The organism is Pseudomonas sp. HLS-6, from assembly GCF_002753995.1.
Taxonomy (GTDB): domain Bacteria; phylum Pseudomonadota; class Gammaproteobacteria; order Pseudomonadales; family Pseudomonadaceae; genus Aquipseudomonas; species Aquipseudomonas defluvii.
The window spans coordinates 5,202,535-5,229,332 of sequence record NZ_CP024478.1 but is presented as its reverse complement, the minus strand read 5'-3'; the positions used below and the strand labels follow the sequence as shown (position 1 = coordinate 5,229,332).

General features: G+C 57.9%; 23 protein-coding genes and 1 pseudogene. 15 read left to right on the top strand and 9 right to left on the bottom strand.

Annotated features, from left to right (window positions below; all coding sequences use genetic code 11):
- Nucleotides 1-150: 150 nt before the first annotated feature.
- Nucleotides 151-1,581, top strand: a complete 1,431-nt coding sequence (locus CS390_RS24655; protein ID WP_077566290.1) for an IS1182 family transposase — start codon at nucleotides 151-153, stop codon at nucleotides 1,579-1,581.
- A gap of 292 nt (nucleotides 1,582-1,873) precedes the next feature.
- Here CS390_RS24655 and CS390_RS24650 read toward each other — a convergent pair whose 3' ends face one another.
- From CS390_RS24650 to CS390_RS24635, 4 genes are read right to left on the bottom strand one after another with little or no spacing between them, the layout of a single operon-like run.
- On the bottom strand, nucleotides 1,874-2,584 hold the full coding sequence (locus tag CS390_RS24650; RefSeq protein ID WP_048607673.1) for an ABC transporter ATP-binding protein: 711 nt from the start codon (nucleotides 2,582-2,584) through the stop codon (nucleotides 1,874-1,876).
- A 4-nt stretch (nucleotides 2,585-2,588) separates the two neighbouring features.
- Nucleotides 2,589-3,791 (bottom strand): ABC transporter permease, encoded by a 1,203-nt coding sequence (locus tag CS390_RS24645; protein WP_099776466.1) that lies wholly within the window; start codon nucleotides 3,789-3,791, stop codon nucleotides 2,589-2,591.
- A complete protein-coding gene (locus tag CS390_RS24640; protein WP_099776465.1) occupies nucleotides 3,788-4,939 on the bottom strand; it encodes an efflux RND transporter periplasmic adaptor subunit in 1,152 nt (383 codons plus the stop codon). The genes CS390_RS24645 and CS390_RS24640 overlap by 4 nt, the downstream gene beginning before the upstream one ends.
- Nucleotides 4,936-5,544 (bottom strand): TetR/AcrR family transcriptional regulator, encoded by a 609-nt coding sequence (locus tag CS390_RS24635; protein ID WP_099776463.1) that lies wholly within the window; start codon nucleotides 5,542-5,544, stop codon nucleotides 4,936-4,938. Before CS390_RS24635 ends, CS390_RS24640 begins: the two co-directional genes overlap by 4 nt.
- A 588-nt stretch (nucleotides 5,545-6,132) precedes the next feature.
- On the opposite strand from CS390_RS24635, the gene CS390_RS24630 reads away from it, so the two are divergent.
- From CS390_RS24630 to CS390_RS24600, 7 genes are all read left to right on the top strand, one after another.
- Nucleotides 6,133-6,996: an MBL fold metallo-hydrolase gene (locus tag CS390_RS24630; RefSeq protein WP_099776461.1), complete on the top strand. Its 864-nt coding sequence runs from the start codon at nucleotides 6,133-6,135 to the stop codon at nucleotides 6,994-6,996.
- Between the two features lie 10 nt (nucleotides 6,997-7,006).
- Nucleotides 7,007-8,749 (top strand): bifunctional protein tyrosine phosphatase family protein/NAD(P)/FAD-dependent oxidoreductase, encoded by a 1,743-nt coding sequence (locus CS390_RS24625; RefSeq protein ID WP_099776459.1) that lies wholly within the window; start codon nucleotides 7,007-7,009, stop codon nucleotides 8,747-8,749.
- A complete protein-coding gene (locus CS390_RS24620; protein WP_099776457.1) occupies nucleotides 8,746-10,512 on the top strand; it encodes a SulP family inorganic anion transporter in 1,767 nt (588 codons plus the stop codon). The genes CS390_RS24625 and CS390_RS24620 overlap by 4 nt, the downstream gene beginning before the upstream one ends.
- Nucleotides 10,513-10,522: 10 nt before the next feature.
- A complete protein-coding gene (locus CS390_RS24615) occupies nucleotides 10,523-10,903 on the top strand; it encodes a rhodanese-like domain-containing protein (protein ID WP_099776455.1) in 381 nt (126 codons plus the stop codon).
- A 23-nt stretch (nucleotides 10,904-10,926) separates the two neighbouring features.
- The gene (locus tag CS390_RS24610; protein WP_099776453.1) at nucleotides 10,927-11,466 is read left to right on the top strand and encodes a sulfurtransferase; all 540 of its coding nucleotides are present in this window, start codon (nucleotides 10,927-10,929) and stop codon (nucleotides 11,464-11,466) included.
- Nucleotides 11,467-11,751: 285 nt separating this feature from the next.
- A complete protein-coding gene (locus CS390_RS24605) occupies nucleotides 11,752-12,396 on the top strand; it encodes a peroxiredoxin (protein ID WP_099776450.1) in 645 nt (214 codons plus the stop codon).
- A 98-nt stretch (nucleotides 12,397-12,494) separates the two neighbouring features.
- On the top strand, nucleotides 12,495-13,910 hold the full coding sequence (locus tag CS390_RS24600; RefSeq protein WP_099776448.1) for a dihydrolipoyl dehydrogenase: 1,416 nt from the start codon (nucleotides 12,495-12,497) through the stop codon (nucleotides 13,908-13,910).
- Between the two features lie 41 nt (nucleotides 13,911-13,951).
- On the opposite strand, the gene CS390_RS24595 is transcribed toward CS390_RS24600, so the two are convergent.
- Nucleotides 13,952-14,221, bottom strand: coding sequence for a metal-sensing transcriptional repressor (locus tag CS390_RS24595; RefSeq protein ID WP_065760708.1), 270 nt, complete (start codon nucleotides 14,219-14,221; stop codon nucleotides 13,952-13,954).
- Nucleotides 14,214-14,771 carry a DUF3365 domain-containing protein gene (locus CS390_RS24590; protein ID WP_099776446.1) on the bottom strand — a complete coding sequence of 186 codons (558 nt, stop codon included), beginning with the start codon at nucleotides 14,769-14,771 and terminating at the stop codon, nucleotides 14,214-14,216. Before CS390_RS24590 ends, CS390_RS24595 begins: the two co-directional genes overlap by 8 nt.
- Nucleotides 14,772-14,959: 188 nt before the next feature.
- Here CS390_RS24590 and CS390_RS24585 point away from each other — a divergent pair, with 188 nt between their 5' ends.
- From CS390_RS24585 to cydC, 7 genes are all read left to right on the top strand, one after another.
- A complete protein-coding gene (locus CS390_RS24585) occupies nucleotides 14,960-15,277 on the top strand; it encodes a transposase (RefSeq protein ID WP_079761861.1) in 318 nt (105 codons plus the stop codon).
- Between the two features lie 5 nt (nucleotides 15,278-15,282).
- Nucleotides 15,283-15,609, top strand: a complete 327-nt coding sequence (tnpB, locus tag CS390_RS25485; RefSeq protein ID WP_145991801.1) for an IS66 family insertion sequence element accessory protein TnpB — start codon at nucleotides 15,283-15,285, stop codon at nucleotides 15,607-15,609.
- Nucleotides 15,610-15,670: 61 nt separating this feature from the next.
- A complete protein-coding gene (locus CS390_RS24575) occupies nucleotides 15,671-17,206 on the top strand; it encodes an IS66 family transposase (RefSeq protein WP_099773211.1) in 1,536 nt (511 codons plus the stop codon).
- 303 nt (nucleotides 17,207-17,509) lie between these two features.
- On the top strand, nucleotides 17,510-18,910 hold the full coding sequence (locus CS390_RS24570; protein WP_099776444.1) for a cytochrome ubiquinol oxidase subunit I: 1,401 nt from the start codon (nucleotides 17,510-17,512) through the stop codon (nucleotides 18,908-18,910).
- Nucleotides 18,911-18,914: 4 nt separating this feature from the next.
- Entirely contained in the window at nucleotides 18,915-19,913 is a 999-nt protein-coding gene (cydB, locus tag CS390_RS24565) for a cytochrome d ubiquinol oxidase subunit II (protein ID WP_241693790.1), read from the top strand.
- Nucleotides 19,897-21,582, top strand: coding sequence for a thiol reductant ABC exporter subunit CydD (gene cydD, locus CS390_RS24560; RefSeq protein ID WP_099776440.1), 1,686 nt, complete (start codon nucleotides 19,897-19,899; stop codon nucleotides 21,580-21,582). The genes cydB and cydD overlap by 17 nt, the downstream gene beginning before the upstream one ends.
- Nucleotides 21,575-23,224 (top strand): thiol reductant ABC exporter subunit CydC, encoded by a 1,650-nt coding sequence (gene cydC, locus CS390_RS24555; RefSeq protein ID WP_099776438.1) that lies wholly within the window; start codon nucleotides 21,575-21,577, stop codon nucleotides 23,222-23,224. The genes cydD and cydC overlap by 8 nt, the downstream gene beginning before the upstream one ends.
- A 315-nt stretch (nucleotides 23,225-23,539) precedes the next feature.
- On the opposite strand, the gene CS390_RS24550 is transcribed toward cydC, so the two are convergent.
- From CS390_RS24550 to CS390_RS25795, 3 genes and pseudogenes are all read right to left on the bottom strand, one after another.
- Complete coding sequence (locus CS390_RS24550; RefSeq protein ID WP_099773594.1) at nucleotides 23,540-24,970, bottom strand: IS1182 family transposase; 1,431 nt, start codon at nucleotides 24,968-24,970, stop codon at nucleotides 23,540-23,542.
- Between the two features lie 587 nt (nucleotides 24,971-25,557).
- The gene (locus CS390_RS25800; RefSeq protein ID WP_371918276.1) at nucleotides 25,558-26,283 is read right to left on the bottom strand and encodes a methyl-accepting chemotaxis protein; all 726 of its coding nucleotides are present in this window, start codon (nucleotides 26,281-26,283) and stop codon (nucleotides 25,558-25,560) included.
- A gap of 132 nt (nucleotides 26,284-26,415) precedes the next feature.
- A pseudogene (locus tag CS390_RS25795) lies at nucleotides 26,416-26,745 on the bottom strand (HAMP domain-containing protein); the annotation flags it as partial.
- Nucleotides 26,746-26,798: the final 53 nt, after the last annotated feature.

The window sequence follows — 26,798 nt, the reverse complement described above, 5'->3', positions numbered from 1 at the left end:
CACTGTACTTTTTGTTTGCAGCAAATGTAAGCGTCTTGCTTCGGGTCGGTAGCAGCCAGAACCGAACGGCCGCTCTTGGCCCAGAGTGTGTAAAAACGCACCGGTAAACCCTTGCTATGATTTCCGAGAATCTCAGCGTATGGGACGCCCATGAAACGGTTTATCCAGGGTGAACACCGAGGTCAAAGCACCTTACTTCCCGAAAGCCTCGACGACTACGTCAGCGATACCAATCCGGTTCGGGTGGTTGACGTTTTCGTCGATGAACTCGACCTAGCCACGCTAGGTTTTGATGGCGTCATTCCAGCCGAAACCGGAAGACCGGCTTACCACCCTTCGATCCTGCTGAAGATCTATATCTACGGCTATCTAAACCGCATTCAATCGAGCCGGCGTCTTGAGCGAGAAGCTCAGCGCAACGTCGAACTCATGTGGTTAACCGGGCGATTGATGCCCGATTTCAAGACCATCGCCAACTTCCGAAAAGATAACAGCAAGGCCATTCGCGGCGTCTGCCGCCAGTTCGTTTTGCTCTGCCAGCAGTTGGGGTTGTTTGGCGAAAACTTGGTTGCCATCGACGGCAGCAAATTCAAGGCAGTGAACAACCGTGACCGCAATTTCACCAGCGCCAAACTGAAGCGGCGTATGGAAGAAATCGAGGCGAGCATCAGCCGTTATTTGGCTGTGCTCGATGCGGCTGATCGACAGATTCCTAGCGCCTCCGCGCCAGACACTGCCAGCCTGGAAGATAAGATTGCCAAGCTAAAAGCGCATATGAAAGAGCTTCAAGGGATCGAAACTCAGCTCAACGATTCCCCTGATAAACAGGTTTCGCTGACCGACCCGGATGCCCGTTCGATGATGACGCGCGGCAGCGGTATCGTCGGCTACAACGTGCAGACGGCTGTCGATACGCAGCACCACCTGATCGTTGCTCACGAGGTCACCAACAGCGGTTCAGACCGCGACCAACTCAGTTCAATGGCGAAGCAGGCTCGTGAAGCCATCGGCGCAGAAACGCTGTCCGTGGTGGCTGACCGAGGCTACTTCAAGGGTGAAGAGATCCTTGCCTGTCACGACGCAAACATCACGGCCTACGTGCCTAAGCCAATGACTTCAAGCGCCAAGGCTGATGGCCGATTCAATAAAGATGCCTTCGTGTATGACCCGACGAAAAACGAATACACCTGCCCGGCGGGAGAGGCACTGATCTGGCGATTCTCCAGCGTTGAGAAAGGCATGAATATGCACTGTTACTGGAGTTCTAAGTGCCAGAGTTGTGCGCTGAAAACCCAGTGCACACCAAGCACAAATCGTCGAGTAAGGCGCTGGGAGCATGAAGCAGTGCTGGAGGAAATGCAGCGCCGGTTGAACCAAGCACCAGAGATGATGCGGGTTCGAAAACGGACTGTTGAGCATCCCTTCGGTACGCTCAAGCAATGGATGGGCGCAACGCACTTCCTGACCCGAAAGCTGAACGGGGTGAGTGCGGAGATGAGCTTGAATGTGCTCGCCTACAACTTGAAACGGGTGATGAAAATCATCGGCACCGAAGGCCTGTTGAAGGCGATGACGGCGTAAAAGCCCCAGCTTTTGCTGCTCCAAGAGGTGCCAAAGCGCTTCATAAACGCTCTGACGCGCTATTGGCGCTGATCGCGGCTATTTGCTTGGGAAACCGCCTCGCCCAGGAACACTGGGCTGAGGCACCCAAGATGCGAAAGTGTTTTTACACACTCTGGGCCAGAAGCGGACGTTCAAGCATAGACCGGGGATGTCTACCAGAGCGGGGTAGTCCAAGCAGTCATTCAATGCGTCTACAAAAGTAGGGTCGATTCAGTGGTTCATGAAATTCTCCTGTAATACAAACGCTCTCTCATTCGAACTCCCGCCCTTCACCAGCTTCCTCATGGGTCACTCCGTCGCGGATGTGGTAGATGCGTTTGAAAGTTGGGATGATTTTTTCGTCATGAGTGACGACGATGATGGCGGTCTCGAACTTCCGAGCCATGTCGTTGAGGATGCGAATCACCGCCATGGCACGCACGCTGTCGAGAGGTGCGGTGGGTTCATCCGCCAGGATCACCGGTGGGCGGTTAACCAATCCGCGCGCGATGGCAACCCGTTGCTGCTCGCCACCGGAGAGTTGCGATGGCATGGCGTGAACTCGGTGTTGCACATCAAGCGCCGTAAGCAATTCCAATGCCTTCGCTCGCGCCTCTGCATTCGCGACGCCTGCAAGCATCGGCAGCAGGGCCACGTTGTCGGTGACATCGAGAAACGGAATCAGGTACGGCGATTGGAAGACAAAACCAATTTTGTCGCGCCGCAAGGCGCGCAGATCACGAACTTGCCAACCGCCGTCGTATATCACTTCATTACCCAGCGTCATGCGGCCGTCGCTCGGATCGATCACCGCACCCAGGCATTTAAGCAGCGTGCTCTTGCCCGAGCCGGAAGGGCCGACCAATCCGACCACCTCACCTGGTGCAACCTGCATATTCACGTCCTTCAACGCGTAGACAGCCGTGTCACCTTTGCCAAAGCGTTTGCTTAGGCCTTCGATGCGGATTCCTTTTCCAATCATGGGGTCACCCTATCGCTTCGGCCGGATCGACCTTGAGTGCCATGCGAATGGCGACGATGCTGGCCAGCACGCAAATCACGAGCACGGCAAAAAAACCGGTCACGGAATCCATTGGCGTGAGCAGCACATATTTGGGGAACAGGGGGGCTGAGAAAGTGGCGGTGATCTTGCCGACCACGAAGCCAATCACCCCCAAGGCGAGCGCCTGCTGCATGATCATCGCGGCGATAGTTCGGTTGCGTGTGCCGATGAGCTTCAATACCGCGATCTCGCGGATTTTGTCCATCGTCAGCGAGTAGATGATGAAAGCGACGATGGCCGCGCTAACGATGGCCAGAATCACCAAGAACATGCCTATCTGTTTGGCCGACGTGGCGATCAACTTGCCGACGAGGATGTCTTCCATCTGTGCCCGTGTGTAGACCGTCAAACGCTTCCAGCGTCGGATGGATTCGGCAACCCTGTCCGGCGCATGACCAGGTTTTAGAGTGACCAGCACTGCATTGACGAACGCGTTGGTGCTCTGTGAAGCAATCACGGCATCCAGCAAACCAGGAACACCGGGTCTATTGAAGGCCGGGTTGGCTTCGGTGCGACGCCGGCTTTGCCAAATGGCGTCGTTATCCTTGAGGAACTGAGCCTCTTGGGCATCCTTGAGCGGAATGAATACCATCGGGTCGCCGCTGGAAGACACCATGCGCCGAGTCAGCCCAACGACGGTGTAATGATTACGGCGAATGGCAAGACGATCTCCCAGTTTGAAGCCGGTGGCGATGTCGGCCACTGCCTCGTAGTGACCGCGCGTGATCTGGCGTCCAGCGACGAGATAAGGAGGCCATCCAGGTGTAGCCCCCAACGCGCCGGGCGCGATGCCGACCACCATGGTGCGTACATCACTCTCGCCCTTGCGTACCTGCATGGTCAGGTAGGTCACGTTCGCTGCCTGGGCGACTCCCGGCATGGCGAGGATGGCGCGATACACGTCATCGTTGAGGCTGGACGACTCCGCATAAGGACCCAGAGTGTCCTTTTGCACCACCCAAAGGTCGGCGCCACTGTTGTCGAGCAGCGCCTTGCCGTCGTCCACCATGCCCCGGTACACCCCGGCCATGACCAGGGTGACGCCGATCAGCAGACCCAGACCGATGCCAGTGAAGACGAACTTTCCCCAGGCATGGAGAATGTCGCGGCCGGCCAGGCTGATCATCGTGACACTCCTGGGATATGGTCGACAACATGGATGCGGCTGCGCGTCGTCAGTGCCTTTTCGCTATAGATCACAACCTGGTCCCCATTCTTGAGCCCTTCGCGCACCTGCACGTAACCATTGAGGTCGGAAGTGCCGAGCTTGACCGGGGAGAAATGCAGATCATCATCCACGATTTGCCAGACACCAACTTTGTCGCCCTCACGCTGGACGGCAGCGTTGGGGATCAGTGGAGCGGCCGGGAGCGCCGGCAAGTCAACCGTGACTTCGGCCAATTCACCCACCGGTGGAAAAGGTTCTGGTTTGTTATCGAATGTCACCTTGGCAAGCGTTTCCTCGGTTACCGCGTCGGCCTTGGGTTCCACCCGCAACACGCGACCTTTCAAGGTCTGGCCACCACGCGAACGCAGCACGATACGAGCCGGCAGCCCCCCAGCCAGCCCCGATGCGCTGATCTGGTCGAAGCGCGCATTGATCCACAAACTCTTGGGGTCGATTACTTCCACCACGGCCTCGCCCGCGACGATGGTCGTGCCGGGATCGGCATCGCGCACGGCGACTACACCGTCGACCGGCGCGATCAGGCGCAGATTACTCCGCTGCGCGACGAGTCCTTCGAGGTCGGAGCGTGCCCGGGCAATATCTTCGCGAGCGGCGGATAGGGCGGCATCGGCGATCTGCAGTTCCTGCTGCTTGGTGGTGACGATTTCCTCGCTGATAAAGCGCACCGCTAACAATTGCTCGTAGCGGCGCGCTTGGGTTTGCGCGTAGGCTTGCCGGGCTTCTGCCTCGCGCAAAGCCGCTTCCGCACGCTTGAATGCCGACTCCTGTGAGCGCACCCGAGCATCGAGGTCGACCGGCTCCATCTCGCCGAGCACCTGTCCGGCCTTGACCTGGTCGCCTACATGCACCTCCAGGCGTTTGACGCGCCCGGCAAACGTCGGCCCGATCTTGTAGGTGTAGCGCGCCTCCACCGTGCCGATGCCGAACAGCGCCGGTGTGATAGCCCGTGATTCCACGCTTGACACCGTCACAGCGACCGGGGCGAGCGGCCCTGATCGCAGACCGACATAAATAAAAAGCACCAGCAAAGGAATGATGACGGCAAGCAGCGCCAGGGTGCGGCCTTGCAAGGGTAATTTTTTCATTGCGCATTCCTTATGCCACGTCGATAAATTGCAAAGACGCGCGGCGCATCGCGGTGCATACGGCCCACATCACCCGCCAACAGCGATTGCATGACCAAGCCCTGGATCGTGCCAATGAACAGCGTTGCCGCCGCCTCGTTGTCAAGCGAGGGAGACAACTCGCCGCTGGTCTTGCCTTTCTCGATGAGACGATGCAAACGTTCGCCGTAGCGCTGAATCAAGGTTTGCACCATGCGCTTGGCCGGTGTCGATTCGGCACGTTGAAGCTCACCAAACATCATTCTTGGCACACCTGGGTGCTCAGCAACGAATTCGATATGACTCATGAACATCGCCTCCATAGCTGCCAAGGGCGACTCGATTCCTTGTGCGGATCGATCGATTCTGGCTAATAGACGCTCTGCTACCCACTCCATGACCGCCTGCCAAATGGCTTCCTTGTTCGGGAAGTGCCGAAACAGCGCACCTTGGGTCAAGTTCATGTGTTTAGCGATAGCCGCAGTGGTTATCTCGCTTGGGTTTTGTGAACCGGCAAGCGCCACGACGGACTCGACAATTACGGCACGACGCTCATCGGCCGGCAGATGCTTTGGATGGGTGTCCACGAGCACTCCTCGTAAGATAGTAATTGATTACTATCTTACCGCAAGAAGCAACTCACACAAGAACTAAGTCAAAACCTGACGTGCTCGTCAATATCTAGCATCTGCAATGGGCTTAACCCACACGCATCCACACCTCCCAGACGCGCACCACTGGCACAAACATTAGGCGTACATAGGGATTGGGTAGTTGCAACCTGCTAGTACCTAACGAAGTGGCTATTAGGGGCGGGGCAGAATCATCAGCGCGGTGGGTCACAATCACTGGAATGGGTGGGTCAGAACTTCCAGCGCGGCTGAGTCACAATCGCTGGAATTGGGTGTCAGCATCACTGGAATACACACCAAGGCTGACGGCTACAGGTAGCAATGATTTTCATGGCAAGTTCTCCACGTGCGGGAGAACAAGCATGGCTAGCCTAAGCAGTGGTCGCTAACCCACCAGAATCGACCATTAAAACTAGGTACGAAACTAGAGGCGACTCACAATACATATACCTCTTATTCTATTTAGATCTATGCATAGAACAGAATAAACATGTAGCCTAGATCTCAAATAAATACCCCTAGGGGTATATTGAGGAGACGGCCATGCAAGTCAATGTCGAAGCGTTTTTTGACCCCGCCACGTTCACCTACAGCTATGTAGTAATCGACCCCAGCAGCCAGCGCTGCGCCATTATTGACTCGGTGTTGGATTATGACCCGGCCTCCGGGCGCACTTCCTTCGCCAGCGCTGATCGGATGATCGCGTTCGTTAAAGAGCATGACTTAAAGGTGGATTGGCTGCTAGAAACCCATGTGCATGCAGACCACCTCTCGGCTGCGCCCTACCTGCAACGCGAACTGGGCGGCCAGTTGGCGATTGGTGAAAACATCACCGTAGTGCAAGACACATTCGGCAAGTTGTTCAACGCCGGCACCGAGTTCGCCACCGATGGTCGCCAGTTCGACCACCTGTTTAAAGATGGCGATACCTTTCAAATAGGCAACATCGCTGCCCAAGCCATGCACACCCCGGGGCACACGCCGGCCTGTATGACCTACCTGATCGGCGATGCCGGCTTTGTGGGTGATACGCTGTTTATGCCGGATTACGGTACGGCGCGGTGCGACTTCCCCGGTGGCGATGCGCGCACCTTGTTCCAATCAATTCGCAAGCTGTTCACCTTGCCGGGTAGCACTCGTCTGTTTATGTGCCACGACTACAAGGCACCGGGGCGCGATGATTTCCGCAACCAAACGACCGTTGCCGAAGAGCGCGCGCACAACGTGCATGTGCATGAGGGCATTGATGAAGCCAGCTTTGTCGCCATGCGTAGCAGCCGTGATGCGACGCTGAGCATGCCCACGCTGATTCTCCCGGCGGTGCAAATAAACATGCGCGCGGGGCAACTGCCACCCGCCGAAGACAATGGCACTCGCTACTTGAAAATCCCCCTCGACGTGCTCTGAGGTGCTGACCATGGATGCACTAAAACACCTCAGCCCGTTTATCGCCGTCGCTGGGCAGTTGCAACCAGCAGACATGGGCACACTCGCCGCGGCAGGGTTTCGCAGCGTGATAAATAACCGCCCCGACGGCGAAGGTGAAGACCAACCCAGCTCAGCCGAAATTCAAACGGCAGCGCTGGCGAGTGGTCTTGAATACTTCTTCCTGCCAGTGACGGCGGGGCAGATCAGCGATGAACAGGTGGCGGCTTTTACTGAGCTGCTCGGCCACGTGCGCGGCCCGGTGCTGGCGTTCTGTCGCACCGGCACACGCTCCACAACGCTGTGGGCATTGAGTGAAGCGCGCCACTTAGACCCGCACGCGCTGCTTAAAACGGCGCAGAACAACGGCTATGACCTCAGCGGCCTGGCGCCGCGCTTAGAGCAGCGTTGGCAGAATGCCCCCCTCGCCACAGCGCAACGCAGCACGCCGCCTACCCAGCGCTATGACGTGGTGGTGGTTGGCGGTGGCGCCGCCGGTTGCGCGGTGACGGCCAGCCTGCTACGGCGAGACCCGCACTTGCGAATCGCCGTAGTCGATCCAAGTGAACATCACTACTACCAACCTGGCTGGACGCTAGTTGGCGCTGGTATTTTTGACCGAGCCCACACCGAACGGCCGATGGCCCGTTGCATTCCCCGAGGTGCGCAATGGATTTGCGCCGCAGTGGCCGGCTTTGAGCCCGAGCAGCAATGTGCGGTGCTTGAAGACGGCAACCGGATTGGCTACCGCGCCCTGATCGTCTGCCCCGGTTTAAGCCTGCACTGGGATGCCGTCGAAGGCCTCAAAGAGACGCTGGGGCAGAACGGCGTCACCTCCAATTATCAATTTGAGCTGGCGCCCTACACCTGGCAACTGGTGCAAAATTTACGCAAAGGCAACGCGCTGTTTACCCAGCCTCCAATGCCGATCAAGTGCGCCGGTGCGCCGCAGAAGGCGCTATACCTGTCGTGTGACTGGTGGCAAAAACAAGGGGTACTGCCTGACATTGACGTCGAGTTTTGCACCGCTGGTGCGGTGTTATTCGGCGTGCCGACCTTCGTTCCGCCGCTGATGAAATACATCGAGCGCTACAACGCCCAGCTTCACTTCAACACCACCCTAACGGCAGTGGACGGCCCGGCGCGCAAAGCATGGTTTAACCAGGTGGATACGGCAGGCAACAGCCAAACCATCGAAAAATCCTTTGACATACTGCACGCCGTGCCGTCCCAACGCGCGCCTGAGTTTATTCGCCAAAGCTCTTTGGTTAATGCCGAGGGCTGGGTTGAGGCAGACGCAGAAACCCTGCGCCATCCGCGCTTCGGCAATATCTTCAGCTTGGGTGACGTTTGTGCATCACCCAACGCCAAAACCGCTGCCGCCGTGCGCAAGCAAGCGCCGGTGGTCGCGGAAAACGTGATCTCTGTTCTCGCCGGAAAAGGGCCACGCGCGCTGTACGACGGTTACGGCTCATGCCCGCTAACGGTTGAGCGTGGCAAAGTGCTACTGGCGGAGTTTGGCTACGGCGGCAAACTGCTGCCTACCTTCCCGTTAGACCCCGCCATACCGCGCCGCTTGGCTTGGGAGCTGAAAGTTAAGCTGATGCCCAGCATCTACTTCGACATGATGCTACACGGCCGTGAATGGCTGGCCGCACCCAAACGTTTGCAGCATGAACCCGCTGCCGTTCAAGCAGCAGCGGCCTGTGATTTTGGAAAGGATCAGGCCAAATGAAACTGAGCCACTGGCTGCCCTGCCTCGAGTGGGGGCGCTGTTATGACCGCAGCAGCGCGGCCCAAGACGGCCTGGCCGCACTGATCGTAACGCTGATGCTGATCCCGCAGAGCCTGGCCTACGCCATGCTCGCCGGTTTGCCGCCGGTGACGGGCCTGTATGCGAGCATTTTGCCGCTGTTGGCTTATGCCGTTTTTGGCTCCAGCCGCACCTTGGCCGTAGGCCCAGTGGCGGTGGTGTCGCTGATGACTGCCGCAGCGCTCGCGCCACTGTTCCCTGCGGGCAGCGAAGCCTATATCGGCGCGGCGATGCTGCTGGCGCTTTTGTCTGGGTTGCTGCTCAGCAGCATGGCGATGTTGCGGCTGGGCTTTTTAGCGAATTTCCTCAGTCACCCTGTCGTGTCTGGTTTTATCAGTGCCTCCGGCATTCTTATCGCTGTGGGTCAGCTTAAGCACCTGCTGGGCATCAGCGCCTCGGGTGAGAGCCTGCGGCAGGTAATCCCGCAGCTGTGGTTAGGGCTGCCGAGTGCGCACTGGCAAACCGTGCTGATCGGTGTGTTCAGCCTGGTATGGCTGTGGTGGGCGCGGGCGCGCCTAAAACCTGTTCTGCAACGGATGGGGCTGTCTGTGCAAATGGCCGGCAACTTAGCCAAGGCCGGGCCGGTGATGGCGATTATTGCCGCCATTACCGCGGTGTCACTGCTGCAACTGGAGCACGCTGGGGTGAAAGTGGTCGGGGTCATCCCACAGGGCTTACCAGGGCTTATGTTGCCCACACTGGATATCGCTTTAGCCATGCAACTGCTGCCCGCAGCGCTGTTGATCAGCTTGGTAGGTTTTGTTGAGTCGGTGTCGGTAGGCCAAACGCTCGCAGCAAAACGGCGCCAACGTATCGAGCCCGACAATGAGTTGCTCGGCTTGGGGACAGCCAATCTGAGTGCAGCCTTTAGTGGTGGCTTTCCTGTTACCGGTGGTTTTTCTCGTTCGGTGGTCAACTATGACGCCGGCGCGCAAACTCCCATGGCCGGAGTGTTCACCGCCGCCGGTATCGGCCTCAGCGTCATGCTGCTGACCCCGCTGCTGCATAACCTGCCGCAAGCCGTATTGGCCGCGACGATTATTGTCGCGGTGCTGAGTTTGGTTGACCTTGGTTCGCTGAGCCGCACCTGGCGATATTCGCGCCCTGACGGCGTCGCGCAGTTGGCGACGATTATCGGTGTGCTGTTGATCGGTGTTGAGGCTGGCATCCTGATCGGCGTGGGGCTCTCACTGTTGCTGTTTCTTTGGCGCACCAGCCAGCCGCACATGGCGGTTGTCGGCCAAGTACCGGGCAGCGAGCATTTTCGCAATATCGAGCGTTTTGCGGTTATTGAGTCGCCCAACGTGCTGTCGCTGCGGGTCGATGAAAGCCTGTACTTCCCCAACGCCCGCTACCTCGAGGATCGGATTGGCGAACTGATAGCCAATCGACCTCAAGTTCGCCATTTGGTGCTGATGTGTTCGGGCGTCAACCTGATTGATGCCAGCGCCCTTGATTCGCTGGAAGCCGTTGTTGAACGCCTAAAAACCGCCAACATTCAGCTGCACCTGTCCGAAGTTAAAGGCCCGGTGATGGATCAGCTGCGCCGCTCAAGCTTTCTCCAGCACTTTGGTGGCCAGGTGTTTATCAGCCAGTTCGAGGCCCTAAAAGCTTTAGCGCCGCAGCTTACCCAGCAGACCTTACTGCCGAGCAATCTGCGCGCCGACACCCAACCCCATGCATAAGGACATTCTGATGAAAACTGCCCATGACTTGGTAGCCGCCGCTAAAAAGCGCATCCATGAAATTGACCTGCAGGAGGCTGACGCTGCTATCAAGGCGGCTGATGTAGTGATCGATGTGCGCGAAGCCGATGAATTTCACGCCGGGCACATCCCCGGTGCCATCAACATCCCCCGCGGCTTGCTGGAATTCAAACTGAGCAATGAACCTGAGCTGGCGCAACGCGACCAGAAGCTGGTGCTCTATTGCAAAAACAGCGGCCGCGCGGCGTTAGCCGCGTGCTCATTAAAAGAGATGGGCTACCTGCACGTGCTGTCAATTCAAGGTGGCTTTGAGGCGTGGAGCGCTGCCGATAAGGCTATCGACACACCGCACCTTCCTGCATTCGATTAAGGCCATTGGCCAAAGGAGCACTCATGCAACGCCTACTGACTGCTATTTGCCTCAGCCTGCTGACCTTCGCCGCCCACGCGGTGGATCTTTCCGCCAATGCACAAGAGGTGCACAAGCGCCTGCAGCAAGACGTAACGCAACTGCTGTTTATCGATGTGCGTGACCCAGTCGAGATCATGTTTGTCGGCTTTACCGATGACGTGCACACCAACATCCCCTATCTGCTGGTTGACCGCAGCGCGTGGGATGAAACACGCGGCACTTACTCAATCGCACAGAACCCCAATTTTATTGCCGAGGTAAAAGCGGCGTTGGCCAAGCACGGCCTAACTGCCCAAAGTGAAATTATTACCATGTGCCGTTCCGGCAGTGAGCGCGGTAAGCCAAGTGCAGATTTTCTTCGCGCTAACGGCTTCCCCAATGCCCGCTACGTGGTTGATGGCTTCCAAGGCTCGGCGCTCAAAGAGGGCCCGCAAGCCGGCATGCGCCTGCAAAGCGGCTGGCAAAACGTCGGGCTGCCATGGAGCGCAAAAATGAACCCCTCCAAGATGTATCGCCCTTAACCGCTTGCCAGCCCAGGGTTAGTCACCTCTGGCTTAGCGGCTCATGTACCCGGCCATACACCGAGTTTTAACGCCGTATTGCTTGTGCCTATGCCATCGATAGAAACGCTTCGGTTTAATCACTAGAAGAATTTGCTAAGCTAGCCCAATATACCCCCAGGGGTATATTGGGTGACTGCAGGAGGACTATGTTGATGACCACTGACGTCGCTACCTTTTTCATCCGGCCACATCGCCCAAATACGACCGCTGCACCTAATCGTATTCATCAAAAGGAAATGCACCATGGAAAATAGCCCGCAGATGAGCTTCCCTCGCCTCAACGAGCCAGCACCTCCGTTCACCGCTCGCACCACGTCTGGTGATCGTTCGCTGGAAGACTACCGTGGCAAGTGGTTAATTCTGTTCTCCCACCCGGCAGACTTCACGCCGGTGTGCACCACTGAATTTATTGGCTTTGCTAAAGCTGCGCCAACGTTCGCTGAAATGAATTGCGAGCTTCTGGGTCTGTCCATCGACAGCCTGTTTTCGCACTTGGCCTGGATGCGCAACATCAAAGAGAAGTTCGACGTCGAAATCCCCTTCCCGATCATTGAAGACATCTCCATGAAGGTGGCCAGTGCCTACGGCATGGTTCACCCGGGCGCGGCGGATACCCAAGCGGTACGGGCGACCTTTTTTATCGACCCAAACGGTATTCTGCGCGCGATGGTGTACTACCCAATGAGCAACGGCCGCAGCATTGATGAGTTCGTGCGTCTGCTACAAGCCATGCAAACAGCCGACGACAACAGCGTGGCAACTCCGGAAAACTGGCGTCCGGGCCAGCCGGTTATCGTACCGCCGCCAAAAACTGCAGAAGCTGCCGAGAAACGCGCCGCTGAAGGCTACGAAACAGTGGATTGGTACTTCTCCACTAAAACGCTGTAACGCTTAGCAAAAGGGCTTTACTGCCCGTCAAACCGCTGCATATGCCTTCGCATATACAGCGGTTTTCTGCATCTCAAGTCGAAAAGGATTCTCCGGTCATGCGTACAGAAATCACCGTCGACGTTGCCATTATTGGTGCCGGTACAGCCGGGCTTTATGCACTGCGTGAGGTACGCCGCGCCGGGCGAAGTTTTGTCCTTATCGACCACGGCCCGCTCGGCACCACCTGCGCCAGAGTGGGTTGCATGCCCTCCAAGTTGGCGCTGCATGCAGCCGATCTATGGCAGTCACGTTTGGCCATGCCGGCCATCGGTGTGGCGAATAGCGAGGCGCTGCAGCTTGATAACGCCATAACTTGGGCAGCTCTGCGTGAGCAGCGTGATTTCTTCTCTAACAACGCCGCTAACAAAGCCCGCGCCGCGGCGGGTAAACAGCTGATCGAGGGGCGCGCACGCTTTCTTGAACCCACCTTGCTGGAAGTTGAAAGCGCTGAAGGTACGCACGTCATCCGCGCAGGCGCGGTGATTATCGCCACCGGCTCGCGCCCGTTTATCCCCGGCTGGCTGGCTCCGTTTGCAGACCGGATTGTCACCACGGACACGCTGTTTGAGATGGCAGAATTGCCGGCACGCATCGGGGTGTTGGGTTTGGGCGCGCTGGGGCTGGAAATGGGTCTGGCGCTCAGCCGGCTCGGCATTGAAGTCACAGCGGCTGGCGGTTCAAGCCTGGCAGGTATTGACGACCCACAGGTGGCCGCCCGTGCAGTCGAGGTTTTCTCGCAAGAGATGCCAATCTGGCTCGGCCAACCCGCCAGCGTTGAACGTGCAGAGCATGGGCTGGTGCTGCGTTCAGGTGAGCGCTGCGTAACTATTGACCTGCTATTGGTGGCAACCGGCCGGCGCGCGAACACCGATGAGCTGAATCTGCAGGCTGCAGGTTTTACCCTGCAAGAACGTGGCGAGCCGCTGTTTGACCCGGCCACTCTGCGGCTGGACGATTGGCCGGTGTACATTGCCGGTGACGCTAACGGGCAGCGCGCTTTGATGCATGAAGCGGCTGACGAAGGTGCGATAGCCGGCTATAACGCAGCGCGGACCACTCCCACACGCTTCCGGCAAAAAACTTCGCTGTCCATCGCCTTCGCTAAACCTGATGTCGCGACCATTGGTAAACGCTTGAGCGAGCTAGAACCCAGCCGGATTATCGTTGGCAGTGCGTCGGGCGAAGCGAATGGCCGTTTGCGCATCTTGGGCGGTGAACGCAGCCTGCTGAATATTTACGCCGATAGCACCAGCGGTTTACTACTCGGCGCCTCGCTTCTCAGTATCGACGGCGAACACTTGGCGCATCAACTAGCGTGGGCCATACAGCGCGGTGAAACGGCGCAAAGCCTGCTGCAAATGCCGTTCTACCACCCTGTGGTGGAAGAGTTGCTGGCCACAGCATTGCAAGAAATCGCCAAACACTTCACTGACCCTCAAGGCTTGCCCCTTGGGCTCTCGGCCGAAGAGTGAGGCGCTACGACGGCTGCGCCAATTTTTGGCGTACGCAGCCGTTAGGTGTACTTGGTGAAGATGGCCCTGACTTGCGCCAGCTTGTCTTGGTTACTGTGGTCAGGGGTGAGGATGGCCTCTTCGGCCAAGCAGATCAGCATCTCCTGATAAGCCTTATCCAGCGCCTTACGGGCGGCGCTGAACTGCTGAGCAATAGACTCGCATTCATCGCCGCGCTTGATCATGGCTTGAATGCCACGCACCTGGCCCTCGACGCGGGCCAGACGCTTTAACAGAGAGTCACGATGTTCTAACTGCGTTAATTCAATCATTTCCAACTTCTAAAGTACGCCGCAAAGTAAAAGCACCTCGCAATTCACCCAAAGCGAATCCACGAGCCTCATCCTCTGGGTAGCGTACATCAATCACCGCGGCAAGAGACGGCTGAATGTTTTTGCCATGACAGGCTAGGCATGGCTCACCAGTGGCAATGGCTTTCATCATGCGGAACTCGCCGCCAACAACCTCGGCATGACTGAGCTCAGTCACCGGTTCACCTGCAGCTGCACGCTCGGCAAATTGCTCGAGGACCTGTTTTTCCCAGGCATCTGCAGTATTGGCCGGGTTACGTACCTTCAATGAGGTACGTCCAACCTTCCAAGGTTGCTTGCTGTGCTGCCCAGCAATCTCTGGAGCCAATAACTGGCAAGCCTCTACGGCCTTTACAGGCCCGCCGGACTCCATCGCAGACTTTACGGTAGACATCAAATGCTGCCCGAAAGGTGGTATTAGCGCTGCGCCCTCTGCCTTTAAAGCCTGAAAATCCTCAGCGTAAGCAGCCATGCTCAACGAACCTATAAGAACTGCAGTGATCAATCGCATAACGTCTCCAGAGAAATAGCTTTCCACATACCCGTGGGAGTATAGCTACGACTTAGCCAAGGTGACTACTCAGAATCAACTAAAGGGAGTAAGCGTCCAGCCAAGTCACCTTCCGCAATCCCGCATTAAGGGCGATGGTGTCCGCGTATTTTTAAGCGGACGCGATAGCCCTTATCGCCGGGATTTCCATGCGCCAACGAAGCTCTTACCCCAAACCGTTCAAGGCCCAGGTTGTTCAGGAGTGCCTGCAACCTGGTGCGACCGTCTCCAGCGTGGCCATACGCCATGGCATCAACGCCAACGTCATTCGCAAGTGGCTACCGCTTTATCGGGATCAACTGCCAGCGGCGTTGCCGGCGTTCGTTCCTGCGAGGGTTACGCCCAAACGACCAGCTGAAGCAGCGGTGATTATCGAGCTACCGCTGGGCGCGCAATCGGTCACGGTGAAATGGCCAGCCTCCGATCCTGAAGGTTGCGCCCGCTTTGTCCGTGGGCTCGCCCAGTGATCCGCGTGGATAGTATCTGGCTCGCCACCGAGCCGATGGATATGCGTGCGGGTACTGAAACCGCGTTGGCCCGCGTGGTGGCGGTGTTCGGTGCGGCGAAGCCGCACTGCGCCTATCTGTTCGCCAATCGCCGCGCCAACCGCATGAAAGTTCTGGTGCATGACGGCGTGGGTATCTGGCTCGCCGCGCGGCGCTTGCACCAGGGCAAGTTTCATTGGCCAGGCATCCGGCACGGCTCGGAAGTCGAACTCGACACCGAGCAACTTCAGGCTTTGGTACTGGGGTTGCCCTGGCAGCGAGTCGGCGCAGCCGGCGCGATCACAGTGCTGTAGCACCTGCCATTAGCCCATCGGTTTATCTCCGCTGACCGCCTGCTCTGGCACAATCAGCGGCATGACTTCCTCGCCCAATCTCGACCAACTGACACCTGACCAGCTGCGCGCACTGGCCGCGCAGTTGCTCACGCAAGTCGATGCGATGGGCAAAAAGATCCACCGCGATCAAACAGTCATCGAGCAGCTCACCCACGAAATCGCATGGTTCAAACGGCACAAGTTCGCCAAGCGCAGCGAGCAGCTAAGCCCTGATCAGGGCAGCCTGCTTGATGACCTGCTCGACACCGACATCGCCGCCATCGAGGCCGAGCTGAAAGCCGTCAATCCTCCGGTTACCCCAGCCGAACCACGCCAACAACCCAAGCGCACACCGCTGCCACCGCAATTTCCGCGCACCGTGATCCGTCACGAGCCGGAGAACACCCAGTGCGCCTGCGGTTGCCAGCTTCAGCGCGTCGGCGAAGACGTCAGCGAAAAGCTCGACTACACGCCGGGCGTGTTCACCGTCGAACAGCACGTGCGTGGGAAATGGGCCTGCCGCCAATGCGAAACGCTGATCCAGGCGCCCGTGCCGGCCCAGGTGATCAACAAGGGGATCCCTACCGCCGGCCTGCTGGCTCACGTGATGGTGGCCAAGTTCGCCGACCACCTACCGCTGTACCGGCAGGAGAAGATCTTTGGCCGTGCCGGCCTGGCCATCGCTCGTTCGACACTGGCACAGTGGGTCGGGCAAACCGGCGTGCAGCTCCAGCCCCTAGTCGATGCGCTGCGCGAAGCGGTGCTTGCCCAGCGCGTGATCCATGCCGACGAAACCCCGGTTTCGATGCTCGCGCCCGGCGAGAAGAAGACCCACCGTGCCTACGTCTGGGCCTACAGCACCACGCCCTTCGCCGATCTGAAGGCCGTGGTCTACGACTTCAGCCCCAGCCGTGCCGGCGAGCATGCGCGCAATTTTCTTGGCCAGTGGAATGGCAAGCTGGTCTGCGACGACTTCGCTGGCTACAAGGCCAGCTTCGAGCAAGGCATCACCGAAATCGGTTGCATGGCTCACGCCCGCCGCAAGTTCTTCGATCTGCACGCGGCGAACAAAAGCCAACTGGCCGAACAGGCGCTGCACTCTATCGCTGGGCTGTACGAAGTCGAACGCCAAGTGCGCGACATGAGCAATGAAGAACGCTGGCGAATACGGCAGGAAAAGGCTTCACCGCTCCTCGACGCACTACATGACTGGATGCTGGCCCAGCGTGATCTTGTGCCCAACGGCTCAGCCACGGCGAAAGCTTTGGATTACAGCCTCAAACGCTGGGTAGCGCTGACGCGCTACCTGGACGATGGCGCTGTGCCCATCGACAACAACCAAGTCGAGAACCAGATCCGCCCGTGGGCTCTAGGTCGCTCCAATTGGCTGTTTGCCGGGTCGCTACGCAGCGGCAAACGGGCGGCGGCAATCATGAGCCTGATCCAGTCGGCGCGGATGAATGGGCATGATCCGTATGCCTATCTCAAGGATGTGCTAACGCGACTGCCGACGCAGAAGGCCAGCGCTCTGGCCGAGCTGCTGCCGCACAGCTGGGTATCCGTCGGCAAGGTGTAATGCCCGTTCGCTTACTAAAGGGACGCGCCATTGCATGCAGAAAAACCATGTCGTGTTCATGCCAATGACTAAACACACAAAATTACTGGCCTGAAGACGGGATAGCTGAAGACTCACTGACAAACAGATACGCTTTTCATCTGCATGAAGTGATTACCTGACGGTGGCAGAAAGTGTGCTGCGCAAGGGAGTGCGGCATTTCGCCCACATACCCCCAGGGGTGTTATGAGTTAGACTGAAATGGCCGAAAAAGGCGACTGCTTAATCGGTTTTCAGTCAGTTCCAAACACAGGATCGACTCAGATGGAATTAGACCCGCTCTTCCTCTCGCGACTGCAATTTGCCTTTGTGGTTTGCTTCCACGCCATCTTCCCGGTGTTCACCATCGGCCTGGCCTCATTCATCGCCTTTTTGGAAACCATGGCCTTTCGAACGGGTGATCCCGTTTGGGTAAGGCTGTCGAAGTTCTGGACGCAGGTTTTTGCCGTGGTATTCGGCATGGGGGTAGTGTCGGGCATCGTCATGGCCTTCCAGTTCGGTACCAACTGGAGCAACTTCTCATATGCGGCGTCTAACTTCCTCGGCCCAGTGCTGAGTTATGAAGTGATCACTGCATTCTTCCTTGAAGCGGCGTTCCTCGGTGTGTTGCTGTTTGGCCGCGATAAAGTACCGCCAGGCGTACACCTGCTGGCTGCCTGCATGGTGGCGTTGGGCACCTTTATCTCCTCGTTCTGGATTCTCTCGGCCAACAGCTGGATGCAAACGCCGGTTGGCACCGAGCTGCGTGATGGCATGATCCATGTCGTGTCCTGGTCGCAGGCGCTCTTCAGTCCCTCGTTTATCTACCGTTTTATGCACATGGGCCTTGCCTCGTTCCTCACCGGTGCCTTTGTGGTGGCGGGCGTTAGCGCCTGGTATTTACTGCGCAAGCGCGAGGTGGAGGTGAACCGCAAAGCCCTGTCGGTCAGCCTGTGGATGATCCTGGTTATCGCCCCTACCCAAGCGGTTGTAGGTGATTACCATGGTTTGAACACGCTGCAACATCAGCCGACCAAAGTGGCAGCCATGGAGGGTAACTGGGAGCGCGCTTCTGGCGTGCCGCTGCTGCTGTTTGCCTGGCCGGATCAAGAGGCGCAAACGAACCACTTTGAGATTGCCATTCCCAAACTAGCCAGTCTTATATTGACTCATGACTGGGAAGGTGAGCTGCCTGGTATTTCCGAAGTGCCCTATGCCGAGCAACCGCCTGTGTTTGTTGTGTTCTGGGCGTTCCGAGTGATGGTGGGTATTGGGTTGCTAATGATTGCCTTCGGTTTGACAGGGTTCGTACTGCGCCGTGGCGGTCGTTACTGGCAAACCCCTTGGTTTCTCAATGGCATGCGCTGGATGAGTGTTACTCCTTTTCTGGCTGTGCTCGCCGGCTGGGTTGTAACTGAGGCCGGGCGTGCGCCCTGGCTGATCTACGGAGTGATGACACACGCGCAAGGGTTAACGCCTTCACTCACTGGCGGCATGGCGTTGTTCACTCTGATTGGTTACATACTGGTCTATGCCGTGGTCTTCAGTGCCGGGCTGTATTACCTATTCCGCGTGTTGCAGGACGGACTCGAAGAAGACTTAAGTGCCGAAGAAACCCACGAAGTGGAACGCCCAGCACGTCCGCTGTCGGCCACCCATGTACGTCTAGAACAGGGGGACAATTGAAATGGTGCCTTTTGACCTTACACTCATTTGGGCAGGGATCATTGCCTTCGGCATCATCATGTATGTGTTGATGGACGGTTTTGACCTGGGCGTGGGGATTCTCTTCCCCTTCGCCCCGGACGAGCAGGCCCGCGATGTGATGATGAACTCGGTGGCACCGGTCTGGGACGGTAACGAAACCTGGCTGGTGCTAGGCGGCGCGGGCCTGTTAGCGGCCTTTCCGCTGGTGTACTCGGTGTTGCTGCCGGCCATGTACATCGGTGTGTTTTTGCTGCTGGCGGGTTTGATCTTCCGTGGCGTGGCGTTTGAGTTTCGCTTCAAGGCAAACACCTCGCGCTACCTGTGGAACTGGGCCTTTGCCGGCGGTTCGATCATTGCTTCGTTCGCCCAAGGTGCGGTAGTGGGTGCCTACATTCAGGGCTTCAATACCGAGGGGCTGGTGTATGTGGGCGGTGCGCTGGATTGGTTGACGCCGTTCACCGTGCTCACCGGCATCGGCCTGCTGGCCGGTTACGCCTTGCTCGGCTGCACCTGGTTGATCATGAAATCCGAAGGCTACATTCAGGACTGGGCCTTCACGCTGGCACCGAAGCTATTAGCGGCGGTATTGGTGGTGTTTGTCGCCATCAGCGTCTGGACGCCATCGGTAGACCCGAACGCCTATGCTCGCTGGTTCACCTCAATTAGCCTGATCTGGGCCTTCCCTGTATTGGCCGGCTTGTGCGCGCTACAGATTTTCCGCAGCCTGCTCAAGCGTCGTGAAGCCATGCCGTTTATGGCAACCATGGGCCTATTTATCTTCACCTATTTGGGGTTGTTGATGACCAAATGGCCATACATTATCCCGCCTAATCACACTATCTGGGACGCTGCATCGGCACCCGAGTCGCAATTATTTCTGCTGCTGGGTCTGTTGTTCGTCATCCCTATCGTGCTGACCTATACCGCGTGGACCTACTGGGTGTTCCGCGGCAAGGTAAAAGCAGGTGTCGGCTATCACTGATAAAACCCGCAGCCAGCGCAGCCGCCACTGGCTGACCCGCCAGCAGCATGCCGTTCGCCCGTTGCTGCATGGCGCGGTGGCGGCCGGCATGCTGGGCGGTGTGGCGATTGCGGCGCAAATGGGATTGATGGCCTGGCTGGTGCACGCCTTGCTGATCGACGCGGCCCCGGCGCATAGCCTGTGGCCAACGATGGCTGCGTTGCTGTTGGCGGTGTTGCTGCGTGTGCTAGCGGCTGCCGTGCAGGAGCGACTAGGCCAACTGGCTAGCGCCAAGGTTCGCCAACAGGTGCGGGGGGAATTGAGCGCCTTGTGGGCCCGGCTCGGGCCGGTACGTTTGGCAGCGCTGCCCAGTGCAAGCCTCACCAACCAATGGGTCGAGCAAGTCGACGCCCTCGATGGCTATTACGCCCGTTACCTGCCGCAGCAATGGCTGGCGGCGCTGGTGCCGTTGATGCTGGTGGCGCTGGTGTTCTGGCTGGATTGGCTTGCGGCGCTGTTTCTCTTGCTGGCCGCACCGCTTATTCCGTTATTTATGGCCCTGGTCGGCATGCACGCCGAACGCATTAGCCAGCGCCATGTGCTGCAGGCCGGGCGCATGGCCGGACAGTTTCTCGACCGGGTGCGCAACCTCACCAGCTTGCAATTATTCGGTCAGGTTGAGCGCTCAGTCAGTCGTATCGAAGAAGCTACTCAGGCGTACCGTAAGGTAACGATGGAGACGCTGAGGGTGGCGTTTCTCTCGTCGGCGGTGCTGGAGTTCTTTGCCTCGGTGGCCATTGCGGTGGTGGCCATGTACATCGGCTTTGGCTTGCTCGGCTACATCAGCTACGGCCCATCGCCGTCGCTGACCCTCTTTAGCGGCTTGTTTATCCTGCTGCTGGCACCGGAGTTCTTCCAGCCGCTGCGCAGCTTGGCCCAGCATTATCACGACCGCGCAGCGGCGTTGGCAGCAGCTGATGCATTGGCGGAACTGGAGGCACTGGGTAGCACCATCCCGGAACTAACCGCGCAACAGCCAGGCGGCGACGCCAACGGCATCACCGTGCAGAACCTGCAGCTTGGTTATGTCGGTCGCGGCTTAATCCTGCGTGACGTAAACCTGAGCATTAAGGCCGGTGAGGTGGTGGCTCTGGTCGGCCCCTCTGGGTCAGGCAAGTCGAGTCTGCTGCATTGCCTAGCCGGTTTTATCCAGCCAGATGCCGGTCATATCAGCCTGTTCGGCCGCCCGCCGGGTGAGCAACCACTGGCGTGGATGGGCCAGCGGCCGTTTCTGATTAAGGGCAGTTGGGCCGATAACCTGCGCCTCACCGCGCCCCATGCAGACGCGGCCGCCTTGCAGCGGGCACTGGCGGCTGTGGGCTTGAGTAAACTGTTGGCCGCTCAACCACAGGGCCTCGATAGCCTGCTGGACGAAAGCGGTCGCGGGCTTTCAGGCGGCCAAGCGCAGCGCTTGGCGTTAGCGCGGGTGTGGCTGAACGACGCCGCCTTGGTGCTGCTAGATGAACCCACCGCGAGCCTGGATGAAGAGAGCGAAGCTGACGTGGTCAAAGCCTTACAGGCGCTGGCAGCAGCCGGCCGCACAGTGGTCATCGCCACCCACCACCCGGCCCTGATGCACATGGCTGATCGCGTTGTACGCTTGAACAACGGAACGTTGGCCGATGACTGAGTTATTGCCCTGGCTGCGCGACATGCGCCATTGGCGCGGGCGCCTGTTAGCAGGCGCCCTGCTAATGCTGCTGACCGTACTAAGCGCTATCGGCTTGCTGGCCTTGTCGGGATGGTTTATTACCGCCACCGGCGTCACTGCATTGCTTTGGGCCGCGGGGCAAAAAGTATTTTTTGATATTTATGTGCCGGGCAGCGGCATCCGTTTTTTTGCCCTGTCGCGCACGGTAGCGCGCTATGCCGAGCGGGTGTTTAACCACAACACCGTGCTTGGCTTGCTGGCCGATCTGCGCGTTCGCCATTTTAGCGCCTTGGCGAAATTGGACGGTGCCACCTTGGGTCGGCTGCGCGCAGCGCAGTGGCTCAACCGCTTGACCGCCGATATTGATGCGCTGGATACGCTCTACCTGCGCCTGCTGGCCCCACCAGCTGTGGCTTTACTGGCGATTGTGCTGGTGTGCGGGCTGGTCGCGCTTTTTCATCCGATGCTGGCGCTAACGCTGCTGTTAGTGCTGCTGGCGCTGTTGCTACTGGTAACCGCCGGCATGGCCACCGCCGGTCTGCGCCTGAGTGCTAACCGCGTCGAGCAGTTGGATGGCTTGCGCGTGCAGTGCATCGAGCAACTGCAGGGCTTAGCTGAGTTGTCTGCTGCCGGTAGTCTGGCCATGCATCAACAAGCTCTACTTAGCCGCAGCCAACAGTTATTGACTGAGCAACTAAGCCTGCAAGGCCGTGTGGTGCTGTTTCAAACACTAGGGTTATTCGGTGTCTTAGGGGCCAGTCTGCTCGGCCTGTTCGCTGGCGTATTTGCCTACCAGCAAGGGCTGCTCAGCGGACCGCTGATGGTGATGATCGCCTTGGCGCTGATGGGGCTTAACGAAGCCTTTAGCGTGTTACCCGCCGCCTTCGCCCAGTGGGGCGCAACCACCGCTGCCGCAGCACGGCTGAACCAACAGGTGGCGATTGTTGGACGCTTGCCCCGCGCTATAGCGCCGCTACCGGTACCTGCGGTCATGGTCCTGAGCTGGAAGGCGGTAAACGTGGCGTATGCCGGTATTAGCCAACTGAAATTGAACATAGCGGCGGGTAAGCGCCTAGCGGTAATTGGACCATCCGGTTGCGGAAAATCAACCTTAGCTGCACTGGCCGCACGCTTGATCGACCCCGACAGCGGCGAGGTGTGCGTAGCTGATATAGCGTTAACGGCGCTTGATCTCGACGCTTGGCGCAGCAAAGTAGCTTACCTGACCCAAGAGACCGAACTGCTACACGGTAGCATCGCCGACAACCTGCTGCTCGGCCAGCCCGATGCAAGTGATGACCGAATGTGGTGGGCACTGGAGATGGTCGACCTCGCCGACACGGTTGAAGGCACGGCTAACGGCCTGAATACCTGGGTAGGCGAAACCGGCAAACAACTCTCGGGCGGTGAAGGTCGGCGCTTAGCGCTGGCCCGTGTGCTGCTACGTAACGCGCCGTTGGTGATACTCGACGAGCCCTACTCCGGGCTTGATCTGGCCACACGCGAACGCATCAAACCGCGCATTGACGCGTGGTTACAGGGCCGCACAGTGCTGCTTCTGGGCCATAGTGAGCAAGCACTACCCAAGGCCGATCACCTAATAAGCTGGCGCGATATTTAAGTTACTCAGCACGCTCCGTTAGCGATTGGTATTTGATTCGATTTCGTTCACGCATCGCTGAAGTATAGCTCTGGTAGCTACGATCCAATTTTTCACTGCCTCAGGCCTGCCACCTGAATCGCCCATAATTTTGTATAAGCCGGATGACTGCTGTTGGCCCAGAGTGTGTAAAAACACTTTTGTATCTTGGATACCTCAGCCCAGCGCAGTTGGGCGAGTCGATTGCCCAGGCATTTGCCACGATCAGCACCGGTAACGCCCCAGGGCGCTTATGAAGCGCTTTAGCGCCACCTAGAGCAGCAAAAGCCGGGGCTTTTATGCCGCCAGCGCCTTCAGCAAGCTTTCCGTACCGATGATTTTCATGACTCGCTTCATGTTGTAGGCGAGCACATTGAGGCTCATCTCCGCGCTGACGCCGACCAGCCTACGTGTAAGAAAATGCGTGGATCCCATCCATTGCTTGAGCGTCCCGAAGGGATGCTCAACAGTGCGTTTTCGGATTCGCATCATGTCCGGCGCGTGGTTCAGCCGGATCTGCATTTCATCTAGCACTGCTTCATGCTCCCAACGCCGCACTCGTCGCTGCTTGCTCGGCGTGCACTGAGTTTTCAGGGCGCAGCTCTGGCAGTTCGAACTCCAGTAGCAGTGCATGTTCAGGCCTTTCTCGACGCTAGAGAAACGCCAAATCAATGCCTCACCAGCTGGGCAAACGTATTCATTTTTGGCTGCGTTAAAAACGAAGGCATCTTTGTTGAAACGCCCGTCCGCTTTAGCTCCTGAAGTCATCGGCTTGGGTAAATAAGCGGTAATTTTTGCATTATGGCAGGCCAGGATTTCCTCGCTTTTGAAGTAGCCCCGATCAGCCACTACCGACAGCGTTTCTGAACCAATGGCTTCCCGAGCCTGCTTCGCCATCGAGCTGAGTTGGTCGCGGTCAGAGCCAACGTTCGTGACCTCGTGAGCAACGATCAAATGGTGCTGGGTATCGACCGCCGTCTGTACGTTGTAGCCGACAATGCCATTGCCACGCGTCATCATCGAGCGGGCATCGGGGTCGGTCAGTGAAATCTGTTTGTCTGGAGAGTCGTTGAGTTGAGATTCGATCACCTGAAGCGCTTTCATCTGAGCTTTGAGCTTGGCGATTTTCTCTTCCAGGCGCGTAGCATCTGGCTCAGCGGCGCTTGGCAATTGCCGATCAGCTGCATCAAGGGAGGTCAGGTAACGGTTGATGCTCGACTCGATTTCCTCCATTCGCCGCTTTAGTTTGGCGCTGGTGAAATTGCGGTCGCGGTTGTTCACTGCCTTGAATTTGCTCCCGTCGATGGCCACCAGGTTTTCGCTAAACAGCCCCAACTGCTGGCACAGCACAACGAACTGGCGGCACGCGCCGCGAATAGCTTTGCTGTTGTCTTTTCGGAAGTTGGCGATGGTTTTGAAGTCGGGCATCAAGCGCCCGGTTAACCACATCAGCTCGACATTGCGCTGAGCTTCTCGCTCAAGGCGTCGGCTCGATTGGATGCGGTTCAGATAGCCGTAGATATAGATCTTCAGGAGGATCGCAGGGTGGTATGCCGGTCTGCCGGTTTCGGCTGGAATGACGCCATCAAAACCCAGCGTGGCCAAGTTGAGTTCATCGACGAAGACATCAACCACCCGTACCGGGTTGGTATCGCTGACGTAGTCGTCGAGGCTCTCGGGAAGTAAGGTGCTTTGCCCTCGGTGCTCACCCTGGATAAACCGTTTCATGGGCTTCCCTTGCGATGAAGTTCTCAGAAATCATAGCAAGGGTATGTCCGGGCGTTTTTACACACTCTGGGCCGATTTGTGCCGGTCGTCAAGGACCGCTTCGGATCACTCTCAACCGGATCGCGGGCCAGCTGATTTGCTAAAAACCCGCGCCAAACTCAACGAAGGATTTCGCATGATCCGTTTTTTTTGGCGATCACGCTCGGCCTGATGGTTGGCTGCTCGTCGAGTTCAAGTGCGATCTGATCAGTGAGCGGTAGCGCAAGTGGATCGCCTCAGCCAAGCAGCGTTGTTGCCGGCGGCCGGAAGAAAGCGGCGGGAAAGCCTTGAACTAGTAGCGGAAAGGATGAAACTTTATTTTTACGATTCTCAGCATTTTCCAAGGTTGAGCGAAAATTAGGATGATACTTTAATGATTCCGGCCTCCATCCCCACAAAACGCTTGCAGATGGCAGAATTGAAATAAGTCATTGTTTTAAATGGATTTTTGCAGGAATTGCTACGTTGCAGGGTCCTGTAGTTAGGATGACACTTTATTTTCCTCCCACACGTTGGTTACTAACGCTGCTCGCCTGCTTCAGACCGGCCTAGAGCTTGAACTGGCTGACAATCTCATCCAGCCGTCGAGCGTCTTCACCAGCCGCTCGGCCACTGGCCAGTGTGCTCTCAGACAATTCTGCGGTACGCCCGGCGACGTTCGCCACGCTGCTGATCCGCTGGTTGATTTCATCGCTGACCATGGACTGCTCGCGAGCCGCTTCAGCGATGTGCAAGCTCATCCCCGATACCGAGGCCATCAAGGTACTGATGTTCACCAGTGCCTGACCGGCTATTTCGGCCTGCGTGACACCTTTTTCGGCATAGGTACGGCTTTCCTGCATGACTGCGACGGCCTCTTGGGACGCACTCTGCAGGCGCTCGATCATGCCATGGATTTCTTGTGTCGAGGCCTGGGTACGGCTGGCCAAGGTGCGGACTTCATCGGCTACCACGGCAAAGCCTCGGCCTTGCTCGCCTGCGCGTGCTGCTTCAATGGCGGCGTTCAATGCCAGCAAGTTGGTTTGTTCGGCAATGGTCCGTATCACTTCCAGCACCCCACCAATGGAGCGTGAGTGGGTTTCCAGGGTTTGAATCACTTCGGATGCCCGACCGACTTCGTTGGCCAAGGTACGAATCTCGACAATCGTCTGGTTCACCACGCCAATCGCTTCTTGCGTCTGGCGATCAGCGTCACCGGTTTGGGCCGAGCTTGCCTGGGCATTGGCGGCCACGCCCTGTACGGTGGCGGCCATCTGATTGACTGCTGTGGCCACTTGATCCACTTCCGAACGCAAGGTTTCGGCGCTCGATTCGGCAGCTTGCGCATCATTGACCAAGTGCGTCGATGACTGGCCCAAGGTGCAACCTACTTGGGCTACCGTCGCAATTTGCCCCCTGAGGCCGGCAACGAACTGATTGAAGCCCGCAACCACTTCACCGATCTCATCATCGTTGTCCTGGCGCAGCGTACGGCTGAGGTCACCATTACCGGTGTTCAAATCGCGTAACGAACTGGACATCCGGTTGAGGGGGGGCAGGACGCGGCGGCTGATCAGCCAAAGGGTGCCAAGGATCAACAGCAACGCTATGCCCCAGGCCACGAGCGTATTGACCTTCAGGGACTCACGCACTTCGCTGGTTTCGCTGAGGGTTGTCTTGTACTTGGCCGACAGCGGGTCACGTAGCCCGGCGAACGCACGAATCACTTCTGCCGAACGCTGGTCGAAGTCTTCCATCACCTTGTCGCCAGCCTCCTTGCCGGGGCCGGTGTAGGCCTGGAACATGCGCA